This window comes from Ruegeria sp. SATB027 (genome assembly GCF_059613825.1).
The window spans coordinates 155618-171446 of the sequence record NZ_JBXWTH010000028.1; the positions used below are offsets into that span (position 1 = coordinate 155618).

Sequence of the window (15829 nt, forward strand, 5' to 3'; positions counted from 1 at the left end):
GTGCCGGGGCCGCCCAGACAGCGGCCCAACGGATCAAACCCCCGTCGCCGGGATACCTGTCCGCTCAACTGGCCGAGGGGCGGTTAGTTCTTTCCACGCGCTCAAAGCCTTGTTGACGGTCGTATTTGCCTCGCGCGCAACAAACTCGCCATGGCCTTCCTGCGTGCGGATTTCACCATCATGTACCGCAACCTGTCCACGGGTCAGCGTAAAGCGCGGCAGGCCTTTGACCTCTTTGCCCTCAAACACGTTGTAGTCGATCGAAGATTGCTGCGTACTGGCTCTGATCGTTTTCGTTTTCTCAGGATCCCATACGACGATATCTGCATCCGCTCCAACAAGGATCGCTCCTTTTTTCGGATAGCAATTCAGTATCTTGGCGATGTTTGTTGAAGTCACCGCAACAAATTCATTGGGCGTCAGGCGTCCGGTATTCACACCATGCGTCCACAGCATCGGCATCCGATCTTCCAGACCGCCGGTCCCGTTCGGGATCTTGGTGAAATCCCCAACTCCAAAGCGTTTCTGTTCGGTCGTGAAGGCGCAATGGTCGGTTGCCACAACACTCAGCGATCCTGATTGCAGGCCATTCCACAGGCTGTTCTGATGCTGCTTATTGCGGAACGGTGGGCTCATGACCCGCCGCGCGGCGTGGTCCCAATCCTGATTGAAATATTCGCTTTCATCCAGGGTCAGATGCTGAATCAGCGGCTCGCCCCACACCCTCTTGCCCTGCATTCTGGCTCGGCGAATGGCCTCATGAGACTCTTCGCAGGATGTGTGAACAACATACAGCGGCACGCCCGCCATATCTGCGATCATAATGGCCCGGTTTGTGGCCTCACCCTCTACTTGCGGCGGTCGGGAATAAGCGTGCGCTTCCGGGCCAGAGTTCCCCTCGGCCAGAAGCTTGGCGCTCAGTTCGGCAACGACGTCTCCGTTCTCGGCATGCACCATTGCGATGCCGCCCAGTTCGGCCAAACGCCTGAACGAAGCATAAAGCTCATCGTCATTCACCATCAACGCGCCTTTATAGGCCATGAAATGCTTGAACGTGTTGATGCCGCGCGTCTCGATCACGGTCTTGAGGTCGTCAAATACCTGTTCGCCCCACCATGTCACCGCCATGTGGAACGAGTAGTCGCAATTCGCCCGCGTTGATTTGTTGTCCCAGCGCTTCAGGGCATCCAACAGGCTTTCACCCGGATTGGGCAGTGCGAAGTCAACAACCATAGTCGTGCCCCCCGCCAGGGCCGCCCGCGTACCGCTTTCGAAATCATCGCTGGAATAGGTGCCCATGAACGGCATTTCCAGATGGGTATGCGGATCAATCCCACCGGGCATCACATAACAGCCGGTCGCGTCCAGCTCGTTATCACCTTTCAGACCCATCCCGATCCCGGTGATGACGCCGCCTTCGACCAATACATCCGCCTTGTATGACAAATCCGCGGTGACAACGGTTCCGTTTTTAATAACAGTACTCATTTTGAACTCCCTGATGCGGTCTGCGCCGCTTGCTTCATCTGGCCAAAAATATCCCGGGGGAGTCGCCCTTGGGCGACGGGGGCAGCGCCCCCTATTCCACGATTTCGGCAGTCTCGACCACGGCATGCAGCAGGACATCTGCCCCGGCTGCCGCCCAATCCTTGCTGATCTCTTCAGCCTCATTATGGCTCAGCCCGTCCACACAGGGGCACATGACCATGGCGGTCGGGGCCACACGGTTGATCCAGCAGGCATCATGCCCCGCGCCCGAGATGATGTTGGTATGCGAATAGCCCAGCCTTTCAGCCGCATCGCGCACGGCAGACACGCAATCGTCGTCGAACTTCACCGGATCGAAACCGCCGACTTTCTCGAATCCGATCTGCAGGCCCATTTCTTCGACAATATCTTCCGCCGCCACCCGCAGGCGATTTTCCATGTCGGTGATCACCTCCAGCTCGGGCGAGCGGAAATCGACCGTGAAAACGACTTTTCCGGGGATTACGTTGCGAGAATTCGGGAATACGTCGATATGCCCCGCGGCACCGACCGCATGCGGTGCATGAGACCAGGCGATTTCGTCCACTTTCTCAAGAATGCGCGCCATCGCAAGTCCGGCATTCTTGCGCATCGGCATCGGGGTTGAACCGGTATGGGCATCCTTGCCGGTCACCGTGACCTGTGTCCAGCTCAGACCCTGTCCGTGGGTGACGACGCCGATATCCTTTCCTTCGGCTTCAAGGATCGGACCCTGTTCGATATGCAACTCAAAGAAAGCATGCATCTTGCGCGCGCCGACTTCTTCTTCGCCGCGCCAACCGATCCGGTTCAGTTCATCCCCGAATTTCTTACCCTCGGCATCTTCACGGTCATACGCCCAGTCCTGCGTGTGCATTCCAGCAAAGACACCGGACGACAGCATGGCAGGCGCATATCGCGTCCCTTCCTCGTTGGTCCAGTTGGTCGCCACGATGGGATGTCTTGTCTTGATCCCGAGATCATTGAGTGTGCGGATAATCTCCAGCCCGCCCAGAACGCCCAGCACACCGTCATATTTTCCGCCAGTCGGCTGCGTATCCAGGTGCGAACCCACATAGACCGGCAAAGCGTCCGGGTCGGTGCCCTCACGATGCGCAAACATGTTGCCCATCTGGTCCAGCCCCATGGTGCATCCAGCCTCTTCACACCATTTCTGGAACAAGGCACGGCCTTCGGCATCCTCGTCAGTCAGAGTTTGCCGGTTATTCCCCCCCGCAACACCGGGACCGATCTTGGCCATCTCCATCAGGCTGTCCCACAACCTGTCGCCATTGATCCTGAGATTCTGCGCCGGAGCTGCCATTGTCTTATTCCCTGTTTGCTTGCGATTTTGCTCGCTATTGGTGTCTTGATTTGACCAACTGGTCAAACTCACGCTATCACGGGTTCGGTATCAGTCAAGAAATTGCGCGGCAAAGCCTGAAATTTCAGTGTAATCCGTGCCCATCCGACGAAAAAAGAGACACACTGAAATCATGCCGAAAGACCGCGCACCGACTCGTATCCAGAAGAAGAACCGAGCCGCGATTCTCGAGGCTGCCCTGAATGTGTTTTCCGCACACGGGTTTCGTGGGGCGACCGTCGATCAGATTGCTGCCGAGGCGGGGTTGAGCAAACCCAATCTCCTCTACTATTTCGCGTCGAAAGAAGCGATCCACACCGAATTGCTTTCGGGCCTGTTGGAAACCTGGCTGGCGCCCCTGCATGATCTGGATGAGACCGGTGATCCGATGGAGGAAATGCTGGCCTATATTCGCCGGAAACTGCAAATGAGTCAGGAGCTACCACGGGAAAGCCGCCTTTTTGCCAATGAGCTTGTGCAAGGAGCGCCCCGCATTCACGACGCTTTGTCCAATGATCTCAAACAACTGGTTGACGAAAAGGTCACCATTCTCACCAATTGGATGGATCAGGGCAAAATCGCGCGGTTGCACCCTTATCATCTGATGTTTTCGATCTGGGCGCTGACGCAGCATTATGCCGATTTCGACGTTCAGGTGCGGGCTATTCTGGGTGACGAAAACCCGTTTGAGGGTGCAGAGCCCTTTGTCGATACGCTGTACCGAAAGCTTCTGACGCCATGAATGCAGGGGCCGCGTCAGCGGCCCCTCAGGGATATTCCTTGTCTCGATCATTCCGCTGCTTTGGCCATCGGATTGTTCGGGTGCGTGGTCCAGTTCGCATAGGTCGGCTGAACCTCTTTCCCGGTGCGCGGATCGATTTCACCCGCCGCCATCGGCACCATCGAAATACAGCCTTCCACCGGGCAGACATCAACGCAGAGGTTACAGGCGACGCATTCGTCATCCGTCACCTCGAACACACGGTCATCCGACATTGAAATCGCCTGATGGCTGGTATCTTCACAGGCGGCATAGCATCGGCCGCATTTGATGCACTGGTCCTGATCGATCTTGGCTTTGGCGATGTAGTTCAGGTTCAGGTATTGCCAATCGGTGACATTGGGCACCGCGCGCCCGATCACCTCATCAATGCTGGTATACCCCTTTTCATCCATCCATTCCGACAGACCTGCCGTCAATTCATCAATGATCTTGAACCCATAGGTCATCGCAGCGGTACAGACCTGCACCGTGCCACATCCCAGCGAGATAAACTCGGCCGCATCACGCCATGTGGTGACACCCCCGATGCCCGAGATTGGCATGCCATGCGTCGCCTCGGCCCGAGCGATTTCGGACACCATCGACAGGGCGATCGGCTTCACGGCAGGGCCGCAATATCCTCCGTGGCTGCCCTTGCCATCGATCGAGGGTTCCGGGCTGAACGTATCCAGATTGACGCTGGTGATCGAATTGATCGTATTGATAAGCGACACCGCATCCGCGCCACCATTTCTGGCCGCCGCCGCAGGTTTCCGGATATCGGTGATATTCGGTGTCAGTTTCACGATGACCGGACGGTCATAGTATTGCTTGCACCAACGCGTGACCATCTCGATATATTCCGGCACCTGCCCTACGGCGGACCCCATACCGCGCTCGCTCATCCCGTGCGGGCAACCGAAGTTCAGTTCGATTCCGTCCGCGCCGGTTTCAGCCACGCGCGGCAGAATGGCTTTCCAGGCTTCTTCCTCGCAGGGCACCATGATCGAAGCGATCAGGGCGCGATCCGGATAGTCGGCCTTGACCCGCGCCATTTCCTCGAGGTTCACCTCAAGCGGGCGGTCGGTGATCAGTTCGATATTGTTCAGTCCCAGCAAACGGCGGTCGGCACCGTAGATCGCGCCATACCGCGGGCCGTTCACATTTACGACCGGCGGTCCCTCGGACCCCAGTGTCTTCCACACAACACCGCCCCAACCGGCCTCAAACGCGCGACGAACATTGTATTCCTTGTCCGTCGGCGGCGCAGAGGCCAGCCAGTAAGGGTTGGGGCTGGAAATGCCCAGAAAGTTAGTCGTCAGATCGGCCATGGCTTCTCCCTTCCCGGCTCAGCCGGATTTTTTGAATATCATTTCGGTCGGACGTATGCGCCCGGCCTTGAGGTTTTTGACGTAGTTCTGGAACTTTTCGGGTGCCGTCTCGCCCATCATCAGGTGAATGCCCAGCGGTGCCGGGCCGGATTCGGCAATCTTTGCAAAGACGTCCTCGAAGAACTGTATCGCGAATTCGGTGCGATCCGTTTCTGTCACCAGTTCAAAACCCGCGGCGCTTGCCGCAGACTTATAAACATCCGGCGCATCCACGAACGAGGTTTCGGCAACAGTGGACCACGGCAAAGGGAAAGCCAGCGGCTCGTCCACGTCTCCGGCCATCACATCGAACAGGGCAAAAGTGCCACCCTTGGCCAGCGCCCGCGACACTTCGGCGAACAGCCCGGCCTTGTCCTTTATGTTCATGCCCACATGCATCATGACGGCCAGGTCGAACCCAGCATCCGGCACCGGCATGTCCAATGCGCTGCCCACATGAAAGCTGGTTTTCGAGGAATGCCCGACCATATCGCTGAGCACCTTGGCGGTTTCAACGAATTCCGGTGTCAGATCGACGCCTGTAACTGTCGAGTCATAGCGATCCACGACATAGCGAGAGGTCCCGCCGATACCGCATCCGACATCCAGAACACGGGTCGCATGGGTCGGCGACAACTGCGCAAACAGGTTGTTGGTCGCCAGAACGCCGCCCGTATGGAACTCGTCCCCTGCTTTCAGGTCTGCGACCGTGGCCGCATCCGGATCGATACCGCTGGCCTCAAGCGCCGCGCGGACGCGGTCGGTCAGTGCTCCGGTGGTGTAGTGTTGCGCTACGGCTTGTTCGATCTGGGACATGGGAATACCTCAGCAGCGAAAGGAATGGGGTGAATACCCCATCCTATCACGAAACCAGCGTCGCGTGGATGTCCATCGCTGCATCCCGGCCTTCGGCAACAGCCGTAACGGTCAGGTCTTCGCCCCCCGCCGCGCAATCTCCGCCTGCCCAGACACCGGCCACAGAAGTGCGTCCCGCACCGCTGACAGCGATCTTGTTGCCGTCCAGCTTCAGCCCTTCCGGCGCACCTTCCAGCGTCTGACCGATGGCCTTGAGAACCTGGTCTGCCCGTAGCCGGACCGTTTCACCGGTTCCGGTGAGTTGGCCGTTCTGGCTCGAGGTATATTCCAGCTCAATCTCGGTAGCGGCTCCATTGCCGTGTACCGCCACCGGCTGCACATTGGTCAAGATCTGAACCCCGTGCGAGGTTGCCAGATCCTGCTCGTACCGGCTGGCACCCATGGCGTCGCGGCCCCGGCGATAGGCAATGGTGACATTCTCGGCACCTAACAATTTGGACTTTACCGCTGCGTCCACGGCAGTCATGCCGCCGCCAATAACGACGACGTTCCGCCCGACAGGAAGCTGTGCAAGATCACCAGCCTGCCGCACGTCCGAGATGAAATTGACGGCATCCCGCACGCCGTCCTTGTCAACACCATCCGCGCGCAGGGCATTCACCCCGGCAAGTCCGATGGACAGGAACACCGCGTCGTAATTTTCGACCAGACCATCCAGCGAGATGCCTTCACCCAGAACCGACCCGGTTTCAACCGTGATACCACCGATTTTCAACAGCCAGTCGACCTCGGCCTGCGCAAAATTGTTGGTCGATTTATAGGCGGCAATCCCGTATTCGTTCAGACCGCCCGGTTTGGGCTTGCCTTCGTGGATCACCACGTCATGACCCAGCATGGCAAGACGATGCGCGCAGGCCAGACCGGCAGGCCCTGCCCCCACGACAGCAACCGTCTTCCCGGTTGATGCCGCACGTTCAAACGGATGCGCCCCCGCGGACATAAGATCATCCGTCGCAAAGCGCTGTAGCCGTCCGATCTCGACCGGTTTGCCTTCTGCCGTCTCACGAACACAGGCCTCTTCGCACAGTGTTTCCGTCGGACAGACACGGGCGCACATTCCGCCCAGAATATTCTGCTGAAAGATCGTTCGCCCGGCTGCCTGCGGCTGTCCGGCCTGAATCTGACGGATGAATAGCGGAATATCGATGTCTGTCGGACACGCTGTCACGCAAGGTGCGTCATAGCAGAAATAACAACGGTCTGCTGCAACTGCGGCCTCATGCGGGGCCAATGGCGGATGCAGATCGGTGAAATTCGAGGTCAGCTCATCGCTTGAAAGCCGCCCGGCGACGATGCCGGGTGCCATCTGGCCCTGTGCCATCACTCTACTCCCTGTAGATATGTTTGTTATGACCTCAGCTTGCCACAAATAAATTTTTTATCAATTGGTAAAATTTGCCAAATGGTCAAAAAATTAAAAATCCGGGCCGTATAACCCGGATTCATTGGCATTTTGGTTAATTTCAGGGCCGAAAAGCTTTCAGACCATTTCGCCAAGATGGTGGGACTTGGTCCAAACCCGGGCGCCGTCAGGCCCTGCAACGGCCCGAGAGTGCGTTCCGGGCGGCAAGCGCAACCAGTCCCATGTCGAAAATTCCTCCCCCGATTCAGAGAAACTGCCGCTTATGACAAACACTTCCATTCCGTCGCGCGCATCCAGCTCGACCACGTCCCCCGCCGCCCATGTCCGCACAAAAACGTCCTCATGATCATCTTTGAACAGTTGCACGTCAGAATCGCCATTTATCGAGCGGCGCACCTCGGTACGGTCTTGCGGGTCAAACTGGTGCAGCTTGACCAGAATGGTCGCGCCTTCCGCTGCAGACGGAGTGTGCGAGGACGTCGGCGGATTGCGCACATAGCTGCCGACGGGGAAATCTCCGGTCTCGTCCTGAAATACGCCGTCCAGCACCAGATATTCCTCGCCGCCGTCATGGGTATGGGCAGAAAAAGCGCTGCCGGGCGCAAAGCGGACAATGGTTGTTGCACGGGCCACCTCATCACCAATCCGGTCCAGCATTTTACGCTCGACGCCAGCCGCAGGGGAAGCGACCCATTCGCTATTGTCAAAATGAACTGCGACCCGTTTTGTGAAATCCGCATTGATCCGCATGTGTAACCCTTTCTGCTGCGACCCCTGAAAGAAATGGGATCGCGTGATGAAATTTCAAATTTTCCGCTTTTGACGCCTTGGGCCGCTTGCTGTAATCCGAACTTCAAGGTGCACGGTCAAACACCTGTCGGGAAACGGGCATAGATGCAGGCAACGTCACAGACATTCAACATCGCGGTCGTCGGTCAAAACAACCGCCTGCAATACGAAGCCCTGTTGTTTGCGGCTTCACTGCGCCATTCTTCACCGCAATTCGGGGGCAAACTGTTTGTCGCCACGCCCAATCCTGGGCCCCGCTGGAAACAGGACCCCCGCATTCAGGACGAAGATGTTCTGAAAGCCCTGAAACAACTGGATGCTGAAATTCTGCCCTTCGACTCGCATGTATTCGGTGAAAGCTATCCGTACGGCAACAAGATCGAAGCGCTGATGGCCCTGCCGGAAGATGAGCCCTTTGTGTTCTTTGACACCGACACGCTGATCACTGGCGAGATCACATCCGTGCCATTTGACTTCGACCGCCCCAGCGCGTCACTGAAGGTTGAAGGGACATGGCCCAAACCAACGCTGTATGGCCCCGGCTTTGACGGTATCTGGCGCGCGCTTTACGCCCGGTTCGGGTTGGATTTCGAAAGCTCGCTGGACACCGATCAACCCCATGACCACTGGCGGCGGTACCTGTATTTCAATGCAGGCTATTTCTTCTACAAATGCCCGCGGAAATTTGGTGAGCGTTTTCTGGACTACGCCAGAACAATCCGCGACGAAAACATTCCGGAGCTGACGGGCCAAAGCCTTGATCCCTGGCTGGACCAGGCCGCCCTGCCCCTTGTCATTCACTCGTTCGGCGGTGGTCGTGATGTTTTGCCCCCCGGTTTACTGGACGGGTCCGTCAGTTGCCACTATCGCCTGTTTCCCTTGCTGTACGCCCGTGAAAGCGACCATGTGATAGACGTCTTGGAAACCGTCGTCGCTCCAAACAAGGTCAAGAAAGTTCTCAAGCAATATGAGCCGCTGAAAAAGATGGTTCTGCAGGGGAAAGGCGCAAAAGTCCGCGCCCTGTTTGACCGGGATCATCTGCCACGACGCGAACAGGCCATCCGCAACACGATCAAAAGCAAGGGCCTCTGGCTGCGCTGACAGGATCGTTGTGCGCAGGCGGGCAATGGCCTACAGATTTCGCAAGACAAATTCCAACAGGAGATTTCGAGATGTCTGACGGCCCCACCTACGGTTTCGACACGTTGCAAATTCACGCGGGCGCCCGCCCCGACCCGGCGACCGGAGCGCGCCAGACACCCATTTATCAAACCACAGCCTATGTATTTCGCGATGCAGACCACGCAGCAGCCCTGTTCAACCTGCAAGAGGTGGGCTTTATCTATTCCCGCCTGACCAATCCAACTGTGGCCGTTCTTCAGGAACGCGTGGCAACACTTGAGGGCGGCGTTGGTGCTGTTTGCTGTTCGTCCGGGCACGCGGCCCAAATCATGGCGCTGTTCCCGCTGATGGGTCCGGGTTGCAACGTGGTCGCCTCGACCCGTCTGTATGGCGGCACGGTCACGCAGTTCAGCCAGACGATCAAACGTTTTGGCTGGTCTGCCAAGTTTGTCGACACCGATGATCTGGACGCGGTGAAGGGCGCAATCGATGAGAATACCCGTGCGATTTTCTGCGAGTCCATCGCCAATCCCGGCGGCTATGTGACGGATATCCGTGCGCTGGCGGACGCGGCTGATGCAGCGGGCATTCCGCTGATCGTCGACAACACCTCGGCCACGCCCTACCTGTGCCGCCCGATCGATCACGGCGCGACCCTGGTCGTGCATTCAACCACCAAGTACCTGACCGGCAACGGTACGGTCACCGGCGGTTGCATCGTGGATTCGGGCAAGTTTGACTGGTCGGCAAATGACAAGTTCCCCTCGCTCAGCCAACCCGAACCGGCCTATCATGGACTGAAGTTCCACGAGACCTTTGGCCCGTTGGCCTTCACCTTCCATGGCATCGCCATCGGTCTGCGTGATCTGGGCATGACCATGAACCCGCAGGCAGCCCACTACACGCTGATGGGGATCGAAACCCTATCGCTGCGGATGGAGCGTCATGTTGAAAACGCGCAAAAAATCGCGGCCTGGCTGGAAGCGGATGATCGCGTGGACTACGTCACCTATGCCGGGCTGCCCTCTTCACCCTATCAGGATCGGGTTAAGGCTCAGTATCCACGCGGTGCCGGTGCGCTGTTCACATTCTCTGTGAAAGGTGGCTATGACGCCTGTATCAAGCTGGTCAATGCGCTGGAAATCTTCAGCCACGTAGCCAATCTGGGCGACGCGCGCTCGCTGATCATTCACTCGGCATCCACCACGCACCGTCAGTTGACCCCGGAACAGCAGGAAGCCGCAGGCGCAGGTCCGGGCGTTGTGCGCGTGTCTATCGGGATCGAGGACGTGAACGATCTGATTGCCGACCTTGATCAGGCCCTGGCCAAAGCAACCGCCTGACCATGACCCAGCACGACACAAACAACCTTGGCCAGCCTATCGGTTTACCGGTTTCGGGTGACTTTCCACGCCCGACGCCACCCTATACGCCGATGGTGGGCCGGTATTGTTCTGTTGTGCCCCTTGATGTGAACAGACATGCGCCCGGATTGTTCCGGGCGTTTGCAAAGGACACGGATGGCCACAACTGGACCTACCTGCCCTACGGCCCGTTTGCTGGCGAGTCTGAGTTCGAAGACTGGGCGCGCGCCAACTGCATGGATGCGGACCCGATGTTCCATACTGTTCTGGACGGTGATGACATACCATTGGGCATGGCTTCATACCTCAGGATAGCACCCGCCGCCGGAGCGATTGAGGTCGGGCATATCCACTTTTCACCCCTGCTTCAGCGCAAACCACAATCAACCGAAGTCATGTATCTGATGATGCGGCGCGTGTTCGATGAACTGGGTTACCGGCGTTACGAATGGAAATGCGACGCGCTGAATGGTCCGTCGCGCAGTGCGGCAGAGCGGCTTGGGTTTACCTTCGAAGGCGTGTTTCGCCAAGCAACCCACTACAAAGGGCGCAACCGCGACACTGCCTGGTATTCAATCATAGATACCGAATGGCCACGCATCCGTGATGCTTTCGAGGCCTGGTTGTCACCCGACAATTTCGACGCTTCGGGCCAGCAACGAAAACCGCTGACGGCCCGCGCGACAGGTTGAACTCATTCCGAGATCTCGAACACCATCGAGACGCTGACAGACACCGAAACCTCACCACCTGCGACAGGAACACCCCCTGCGTCAGCCATGCTCATCATGCGCATCTCGGGCATCGGGCGCACGCCCCCCGTTTGTTCCGAAATCGTTTGCACCGCGCCAAGGGTTACACCCGCCGCCTGTGCCAGCTGCTCGGCCTTGGCCATAGCTTCGCCGACAGCTTGCGCGCGCGCTTGGGCTTCGATTGGTTTGGTATCCTGCACCCCAAAGCTCAATCCACCAAAATCGTTGGCGCCATCCTGAATGACCGCATCCATGATGCTTCCAAGCTTGGACAGATCACGCACACGCACAAACACGCGGTTCGAGGCAGCGAACCCCGAAATTTCCGGTGTTTCCCCATTCTGCCCGTGCCGCCCAGACCAAACAGGGGAAAGCGACAGATCGCGGGTCTGAATATCGCGGTCTTCAATCCCCATCCCGGTCAGGCGCGCAAGAACCTTCGCAACTGCGTCCGAGGTGGCCTGCATCGCTGCCGAAGCCTCGGCATTTTCATTTGTTACACCCAATGTGATCGTCGCCATATCGGGGGCAACATCGATGGTTCCGGTTGCGTCAACCGTGATGCGACGTTCTTCCGCATGGGCAAGTCCAGCGGTCGTTGCGGCCATCATTGCGGCCAGAAAAGCGAATGTCTTCAATGTTATCACTCCGATTTGCTTGCGTTAAAGATGGGTCGGCGATGCATTGCCATACAAGAGGAGAGTTTGCCTTTTTCTTTCCCTCGGCAAGTTCCTGCTTTAATGTCGGTCTGCGAACGCCAAGGTGTTTGCATTGACGTTGATAATTATGGTTCCTGCGGATTATGAAACCTGCCTTTGCGCTGTCTTTTTCTGCGACCGGAATATCACTGTATCATCACTCGGATGACGAATGGTTCGTTATCGGCTCGATTCCCTTGGATTCGCCGGACCTGTCCGGTCAGATGCAGGTTTTGCGGGAAAACGCCTTTGCGTTGGAAAACGACCTAAGCTGCAAGCTTGTTCTGCCTTCCGAACAGGTTCGATACCTTCAGGTTGCAACCGATGACTTGCTCCCCGAAGACACGGTCGAACGTATTGAGAGCGCACTTGCCGACGCAACGCCTTACGCTTTGTCCGAGCTCAGCTACGACTATCAGACCGAAGGCGGCACCACCTATGTTGCAGCTGTCGCGCAGGAAACGCTGAGCGAGGCGCGGGCCTTTGCCTCGGACCATGGTTTCGTGCCGATTTTGTTTTGCGCCGAGGAAGACGCAGACGCATTCCCCCGAGAAGCATTGTTCGCGAAGCGTTCAGGCACATCGGAAACCCGACCAGCAGAGCTACCGCTGTCGGTAAAAAACGCAGACCAGCCCGAACCGGCAAAATCCTCTGGGAAACCAGCGCATCCCATTGCAGGCGCAGCGGCACCAAACGTGTTTCTGACCCCCGAAACACCTGACAATAAGTTTGCGACCACAAAAGCGCAGGCACCGCGTTTTGCTATCCCGGCATTTGCCGCGGCGCTTCTTCTTGGTGGCGCTTTCGGCGTTTGGCTGGCCTTGGATAGCGGTGGAGAAACAGATCAGGCCGCACCGAGCCCAATTCCAACCGAGACAGGTGTTTCCGAGCCGGTTATCGACGCCCTGCCACCGATAGTGCCAGAAGTTGCGGCAATTGCCCCCCCGGAAAACTTGCCACCTGAGCCTGCTCTGGACAGGGACGTGCCCCCAACACCGGAACCTACTGACACCGAAGCCGAAGAACAACCGGAACTCACGCCTACCGACGCGGCAATCCTTGAGGCGCTCAAGGTGGCCCCGACTCCTGTTGAATCTGTGGCTCAGGACCCCGAGGCAGATGAGGATATCAGCGCTGCCTCCGGTGTGAATGTAACGCCTCCGGCCGCTTTGGACGTGCCAGAAGCCCCGGAACCGGACGAGTTGTATCTGACGTCGATTGACAAATCCGACCTGTCCAGCGATGCGGTTGCCCTGCCCCCGGCTTCCAGTTTCGATACTGACGAACCCTTTGTTCGGGACGTGCAACATGGCATAGCAGGAGCGCGGTTCAATCTGGATGATCGCGGGCTGGTAACGCCCACGCCGGAAGGGAAGCTGAACCCGGATGGGATTGTCGTTTATCAGGGCCGACCGGCAAAGGTTCCGCCAGCAACGCCAGTGCGTTTCGAGGATGAACCCGTACTTGACGAGGTCGACGAAAGACTGGCCGGTCTTCGCCCCAAACCTCGCCCCGCAGATCTGGTCGAGAGCTTCGAACGCGGGCAGTTGGGGGGGCGGTCGCTGGCAGAGCTTTCGGCCAAGCGACCAAAAGCACGCCCAGACAGTCTGCAAGCGCGCACGGAAGTCGACGAGACGCCAACAGCGTTGGCCGTTGTCCGCGTCCCGCGCCCCAGGTTGCGACCGGCGGGTCTGGACACGGCAAAGGCACCTGCTTCTGGTAACTCCAATCTTGGGTCAACGGCCGCGCTGGACCAGAGTTCAGACGACGCCGGATCGTTTCAGGCGAAATCTGTCGCACCCAAGATTCCCACAACCGCATCTGTAGCCCGGCAGGCCACGCTCGATAACGCGATCAATTTGCGTCGCTTAAATCTGATCGGCGTTTACGGCACACCCGCAAACCGGCGCGCCTTGGTCCGGCTTCCCAGCGGGCGCTACAAAAAACTGAAAGTTGGGGACAGTATTGACGGCGGCAAGGTCATTGCTATCAGTGACAGTGAACTGCGCTATCAAAAGAAAGGTCGCAACGTGACCCTGGCGATGCCACGCAGCTGACATAGGCGCTCAAAACCGTGACCGATCACCTGTAGACAGGCACGTCAGAGGCAGCAGAACCGCCCCCGACTTATTGGTTCATTTGGATCAAGCCGCGGAAATCTCGCCGCTTTCGATCTGTTCGCGCTCGATGGATTCAAACAGCGCCTGGAAGTTCCCTTCGCCGAAACCATCATCACCCTTGCGCTGAATAAACTCGAAGAAGATCGGGCCAATCACCGTTTTCGAGAAGATCTGCAACAGAATGCGCGTCTCGCCCCCGTCAACGACACCTTCACCGTCGATCAGGATGCCGTGTTTCATCATCCGGTCCAGCGGCTCTTCATGACCGACCACGCGGGTCCTGGACATCTCGTAATAAGCTTCATTCGGACCCGGCATGAACTTCAGGCCGTTTTCAGCAATGGCATCGGTTGACGCGTAGATGTCGTCGCTGCCCACTGCGATATGCTGAATGCCTTCACCTTTGTATTTCTTCAGGTAAGACACGATCTGCCCGGTCTCGCCGCGGTCCTCGTTGATCGGAATACGGATGCGCCCGCAGGGTGATGTCAGCGCGCGGCTGTAAAGGCCGGTGAATTTTCCCTGAATGTCAAAGAAACGAATTTCACGGAAGTTGAACAGGTCGCCATAGAACTTGAACCACTTGTCCATGTTGCCCTTGTAGACATTGTGCGTCAGGTGATCGAGATAGAAGAACCCCTCGCCCCGAGGTTTGGATTCCTTGATCCATTCGAATTCCTGATTATAGGGCGATGTGTCGTAGTACTGATCAATGAAATAGATCAGCGACCCGCCAATACCCTTGATCGCAGGCACATTCATGGTTTTGTCAGCGTGGTCGTAAGGTTCCGCACCTTTTGACACGGCATGCTCGTACGCTTTTTGCGCGTCCACGACCCGCCAGCCCATCGACGGCGCACAGGGCCCATGTTCAGCCACGAACTTAGCCGCAAAACTGTCCGGGTCAGCATTCAGGATGTACGTCACATCCCCTTGCTGCCAAAGCTCGACAGAGGGTTTTTCCTTGTGGCGGGCCACCAGATCAAACCCCATCTTTGCGAACAGGTCACGCAACTCCTGCGGTTCTGGATGGGCGAATTCGACGAATTCAAACCCATCTGTACCGGCAGGGTTTTCTTCGCTGATCACGGATTTCGGGGCATTGTGCGGGAAAGGACCCATGGCGCGTCTCCTACGAAAACAGGAATTTCTTTGCTGATTCAAAAATACGACTTTTCTGACGCTGTTTCTGCGCATTGTTTTCGTATAAACTGCAAGATGACGCGCAAAACGCGCATATAAGTTAATAAAACCAGGATTTTTCCGCACATGCTGGATGCAACCGACAAGCGACTGCTTTCCGCGCTGCAAAAAGACGCGCATCTGACGGCCCATCAACTGGGTGAAATGCTGAACCTGTCGCCCAGTCAAGCGGGACGTCGCCGACAGCGGCTTGAAGTCGAAGGGTACATCACCGGGTACGCTGCCCGGCTGGACCCGCTGAAACTGGGCCTGCAGGTGCAGGGGTTCGTTCAGGTGCATCTGGGCACCCATGGCCCCGAGCAATCCGCAAGCTTTGCCCGCATGGTCGACACCCGCCCCGAGATTACCAGCGCATGGACGATGACGGGCGAGGCAGACTATCTGCTGCACATCTACTGTGACGACCTGTCCGCCCTCAACAGCTTGCTACATCAGGTGATCCTGCCGCATCCTGCCGTTGCACGAGTACAGAGCCAGATCGTAATGGATCAACTTAAACGCGACGCCCCCCTTCCCACCTGAAAAGGTTCCGAGGACAAA

General features: G+C 57.5%; 14 protein-coding genes. 6 read left to right on the plus strand and 8 right to left on the minus strand.

What is annotated here, in order from left to right; genetic code table 11:
- Positions 1-33 precede the first annotated feature (33 nt).
- Positions 34-1488: a dihydropyrimidinase gene (gene hydA, locus AC2FPW_RS05965; protein WP_496812856.1), complete on the minus strand. Its 1455-nt coding sequence runs from the start codon at positions 1486-1488 to the stop codon at positions 34-36.
- A 91-nt stretch (positions 1489-1579) separates the two neighbouring features.
- Positions 1580-2830: a Zn-dependent hydrolase gene (locus tag AC2FPW_RS05970; protein ID WP_496812857.1), complete on the minus strand. Its 1251-nt coding sequence runs from the start codon at positions 2828-2830 to the stop codon at positions 1580-1582.
- Between the two features lie 172 nt (positions 2831-3002).
- Between AC2FPW_RS05970 and AC2FPW_RS05975 the strand changes: the two genes are divergently transcribed.
- The gene (locus AC2FPW_RS05975; protein WP_209504191.1) at positions 3003-3611 is read left to right on the plus strand and encodes a TetR family transcriptional regulator C-terminal domain-containing protein; all 609 of its coding nucleotides are present in this window, start codon (positions 3003-3005) and stop codon (positions 3609-3611) included.
- Positions 3612-3658: 47 nt separating this feature from the next.
- Here AC2FPW_RS05975 and preA read toward each other — a convergent pair whose 3' ends face one another.
- From preA to AC2FPW_RS05995, 4 genes are all read right to left on the minus strand, one after another.
- Positions 3659-4963, minus strand: coding sequence for an NAD-dependent dihydropyrimidine dehydrogenase subunit PreA (gene preA, locus AC2FPW_RS05980; RefSeq protein ID WP_496812858.1), 1305 nt, complete (start codon positions 4961-4963; stop codon positions 3659-3661).
- An 18-nt stretch (positions 4964-4981) separates the two neighbouring features.
- Positions 4982-5818: a class I SAM-dependent methyltransferase gene (locus AC2FPW_RS05985; protein ID WP_496812859.1), complete on the minus strand. Its 837-nt coding sequence runs from the start codon at positions 5816-5818 to the stop codon at positions 4982-4984.
- A 46-nt stretch (positions 5819-5864) separates the two neighbouring features.
- Complete coding sequence (locus tag AC2FPW_RS05990) at positions 5865-7199, minus strand: NAD(P)-dependent oxidoreductase (protein ID WP_267364144.1); 1335 nt, start codon at positions 7197-7199, stop codon at positions 5865-5867.
- A gap of 159 nt (positions 7200-7358) precedes the next feature.
- Positions 7359-7991, minus strand: a complete 633-nt coding sequence (locus AC2FPW_RS05995) for a cupin domain-containing protein (RefSeq protein ID WP_496812860.1) — start codon at positions 7989-7991, stop codon at positions 7359-7361.
- A 144-nt stretch (positions 7992-8135) separates the two neighbouring features.
- Between AC2FPW_RS05995 and AC2FPW_RS06000 the strand changes: the two genes are divergently transcribed.
- The 3 genes from AC2FPW_RS06000 to AC2FPW_RS06010 all read left to right on the plus strand — a co-directional run bounded on the left by AC2FPW_RS06000 (position 8136) and on the right by AC2FPW_RS06010 (position 11208).
- Positions 8136-9131 carry a GT-B fold glycosyltransferase domain-containing protein gene (locus AC2FPW_RS06000; RefSeq protein WP_496812861.1) on the plus strand — a complete coding sequence of 332 codons (996 nt, stop codon included), beginning with the start codon at positions 8136-8138 and terminating at the stop codon, positions 9129-9131.
- Between the two features lie 71 nt (positions 9132-9202).
- Positions 9203-10495 carry an O-acetylhomoserine aminocarboxypropyltransferase/cysteine synthase family protein gene (locus tag AC2FPW_RS06005; RefSeq protein ID WP_496812862.1) on the plus strand — a complete coding sequence of 431 codons (1293 nt, stop codon included), beginning with the start codon at positions 9203-9205 and terminating at the stop codon, positions 10493-10495.
- A gap of 2 nt (positions 10496-10497) precedes the next feature.
- Positions 10498-11208 (plus strand): GNAT family N-acetyltransferase, encoded by a 711-nt coding sequence (locus AC2FPW_RS06010; RefSeq protein WP_496812863.1) that lies wholly within the window; start codon positions 10498-10500, stop codon positions 11206-11208.
- Positions 11209-11210: 2 nt separating this feature from the next.
- On the opposite strand, the gene AC2FPW_RS06015 is transcribed toward AC2FPW_RS06010, so the two are convergent.
- Positions 11211-11906, minus strand: a complete 696-nt coding sequence (locus tag AC2FPW_RS06015; RefSeq protein ID WP_480481356.1) for an SIMPL domain-containing protein — start codon at positions 11904-11906, stop codon at positions 11211-11213.
- A gap of 164 nt (positions 11907-12070) precedes the next feature.
- Between AC2FPW_RS06015 and AC2FPW_RS06020 the strand changes: the two genes are divergently transcribed.
- The gene (locus AC2FPW_RS06020) at positions 12071-14023 is read left to right on the plus strand and encodes a hypothetical protein (RefSeq protein WP_496812864.1); all 1953 of its coding nucleotides are present in this window, start codon (positions 12071-12073) and stop codon (positions 14021-14023) included.
- An 87-nt stretch (positions 14024-14110) separates the two neighbouring features.
- Here AC2FPW_RS06020 and hppD read toward each other — a convergent pair whose 3' ends face one another.
- Positions 14111-15208 (minus strand): 4-hydroxyphenylpyruvate dioxygenase, encoded by a 1098-nt coding sequence (gene hppD / locus AC2FPW_RS06025; protein ID WP_267364493.1) that lies wholly within the window; start codon positions 15206-15208, stop codon positions 14111-14113.
- Positions 15209-15355: 147 nt separating this feature from the next.
- On the opposite strand from hppD, the gene AC2FPW_RS06030 reads away from it, so the two are divergent.
- A complete protein-coding gene (locus AC2FPW_RS06030) occupies positions 15356-15811 on the plus strand; it encodes an Lrp/AsnC family transcriptional regulator (protein ID WP_267364492.1) in 456 nt (151 codons plus the stop codon).
- Positions 15812-15829 lie beyond the last annotated feature (18 nt).

What these genes read in the sequence shown, in the direction of transcription:
- AC2FPW_RS06020 (WP_496812864.1), top strand. Translation starts at nt 12,071, where the DNA reads ATGAAACCTGCCTTTGCGCTGTCTTTTTCTGCGACCGGAATATCACTG.
- hppD (WP_267364493.1), bottom strand. Translation starts at nt 15,208, where the DNA reads ATGGGTCCTTTCCCGCACAATGCCCCGAAATCCGTGATCAGCGAAGAA.
- preA (WP_496812858.1), bottom strand. Translation starts at nt 4,963, where the DNA reads ATGGCCGATCTGACGACTAACTTTCTGGGCATTTCCAGCCCCAACCCT.
- AC2FPW_RS06010 (WP_496812863.1), top strand. Translation starts at nt 10,498, where the DNA reads ATGACCCAGCACGACACAAACAACCTTGGCCAGCCTATCGGTTTACCG.
- AC2FPW_RS05975 (WP_209504191.1), top strand. Translation starts at nt 3,003, where the DNA reads ATGCCGAAAGACCGCGCACCGACTCGTATCCAGAAGAAGAACCGAGCC.
- AC2FPW_RS05970 (WP_496812857.1), bottom strand. Translation starts at nt 2,830, where the DNA reads ATGGCAGCTCCGGCGCAGAATCTCAGGATCAATGGCGACAGGTTGTGG.
- AC2FPW_RS06000 (WP_496812861.1), top strand. Translation starts at nt 8,136, where the DNA reads ATGCAGGCAACGTCACAGACATTCAACATCGCGGTCGTCGGTCAAAAC.
- AC2FPW_RS05990 (WP_267364144.1), bottom strand. Translation starts at nt 7,199, where the DNA reads ATGGCACAGGGCCAGATGGCACCCGGCATCGTCGCCGGGCGGCTTTCA.
- hydA (WP_496812856.1), bottom strand. Translation starts at nt 1,488, where the DNA reads ATGAGTACTGTTATTAAAAACGGAACCGTTGTCACCGCGGATTTGTCA.
- AC2FPW_RS05985 (WP_496812859.1), bottom strand. Translation starts at nt 5,818, where the DNA reads ATGTCCCAGATCGAACAAGCCGTAGCGCAACACTACACCACCGGAGCA.
- AC2FPW_RS06030 (WP_267364492.1), top strand. Translation starts at nt 15,356, where the DNA reads ATGCTGGATGCAACCGACAAGCGACTGCTTTCCGCGCTGCAAAAAGAC.
- AC2FPW_RS06005 (WP_496812862.1), top strand. Translation starts at nt 9,203, where the DNA reads ATGTCTGACGGCCCCACCTACGGTTTCGACACGTTGCAAATTCACGCG.
- AC2FPW_RS05995 (WP_496812860.1), bottom strand. Translation starts at nt 7,991, where the DNA reads ATGCGGATCAATGCGGATTTCACAAAACGGGTCGCAGTTCATTTTGAC.